This window comes from Phaeobacter sp. 11ANDIMAR09 (assembly GCF_001294455.1).
GTDB lineage: Bacteria > Pseudomonadota > Alphaproteobacteria > Rhodobacterales > Rhodobacteraceae > Pseudophaeobacter.
Map to the genome: position 1 here is coordinate 1 of NZ_LIKT01000081.1, position 1,514 is coordinate 1,514.

A 1,514-nucleotide genomic window follows, 5' to 3' on the forward strand; every position below is an offset into this window, starting at 1 on the left:
AATCCATTGGACTGGCAGCGAAAAGCGGCTTGAGCGGATCAAGAAATTTGCCAACCGCGAAGCCTATTCCTTTGAAGAGCTGGTGGCGGAAATCGGTGCTTGTTTCCTTGGTGCTCAGATTGGCGTCGCGCCGGAATTCGACCAAAGCGCCGCTTATGTTGAAGGCTGGTTGAAAGCTCTCAAAGAGGACAAGCGGGCGATTTTCCGCGCGGCGTCCGAGGCGCAGAAGGCAGCCGATTTTGTCCTAGCAGCCGCAGGTCAATCGAAAGCGGCCGCAGCATGAACGGCCCCGCAATTCTACCACCGATGACGTGCCGCAAATGCGGCGCGTCAACACTAGATTTTCCGTTCCCTAGGAGACGATCATTTGAACTCTCGTTCTAATTTCTCAAAAATTTCGCGGAGTTCTTCGTCAGCATCCAATTCTTCTTGGATTGCTTTCATGCGGCGCTCAGTTTCCATCTCAACCGCGATCCGATCCTTCTCTTTTTGTTCTTCGGCTTTTCGGTGAACTTCAGCCGTAACTTTGCTCAGCCCGTCGGAAAAGTCACTCAAGCCTTTCTTCGCTGCATACCAAACGCTCGTAGGATGTAGGTTCTCTTTGATTTTGGCCGTCCGGTGCGCGTTGGCTCTATTCAAATCTTCGATGGCGTCCTCAACCAATGAGATAGCAAAGTCGGGCTTAAATAACGGGTGCTTTGCTGGAATGCGCAGGACTTGGTAGCCTTTGGAATGAAGGTATTGATCGCGCTTTGTATCGCGCTCAATGGCTTCAGCCGAGGAGTGATAAGCGGCTCCATCAATTTCGATTACAAGGCGTTCGTTTGCGAGAAAGTCGAGCCTGTAAGGGTATATAGGAACTTGTAATTCCAGCTTCACCCCTGATCCGGTCAATTGCCCTCGGGATGGAGTTAGCGAGTGTCTTGAGATCATAGCATCTAAGAACGCCTTTTCAGCCGGTGACTCGCATGCTGCGTGAAACCGCTCGAGCCAGTTGTCGTCCTCAACACTTATGTCTTCCAAGCTTATGGGCCTGCTTTCACCTCTGGCTATGCTGACAAGGTCGGAGTAAAGGGCAAAAGCCATTACTGCCGAGAACAAAAACGCCAGTGGAAAAGCGAAGCCGACCGCAATTGAGGCCAGAAAAATTCCGGTGCGTAGCGGGATGTTGTCTCGTCTTAAGTCTTTGAGTTTCAATGGGCGGTCGCTCGAAATCGTTTTTTCAACTGTAGCGTGCTGCCAGTGCCAATGGAACAGAAACATCTTCTTTCGGGATAAGACATCCACGTTCTTATTGGGGTGGAAATGATCGCAGTGAAAATTGTGGCCCGTGCTGCTGCGCACGGGCCGCCCTGAGAAACGGACTGTGCAGAGGATCGACCGGCTTTCAGCCCGCTCACCTCCTTCAGGCTTCTTTCAGTTTGATTGGTCCGCCCAACATCCCTGTCGCGTCCCGTCAATGGGCAAGCGCCGCGCAGGCGCGTCGTCAAAGCCTGCAACCCGTATCCTCGCGC

Annotated in this window: 2 protein-coding genes; one reads left to right on the plus strand and one right to left on the minus strand. The window is 52.5% G+C overall.

Annotation, left to right across the window (positions count from 1 at the left end; translation table 11 throughout):
* Positions 1 to 283, plus strand: a 283-nt coding sequence (locus AN476_RS23195) for a zincin-like metallopeptidase domain-containing protein (protein WP_253279977.1), incomplete at its 5' end; no start/stop codon positions are given.
* Positions 284 to 363: 80 nt separating this feature from the next.
* On the opposite strand, the gene AN476_RS23310 is transcribed toward AN476_RS23195, so the two are convergent.
* A complete protein-coding gene (locus tag AN476_RS23310; protein ID WP_216598421.1) occupies positions 364 to 1,344 on the minus strand; it encodes an endonuclease domain-containing protein in 981 nt (326 codons plus the stop codon).
* Between the last annotated feature and the right edge of the window lie 170 nt (positions 1,345 to 1,514).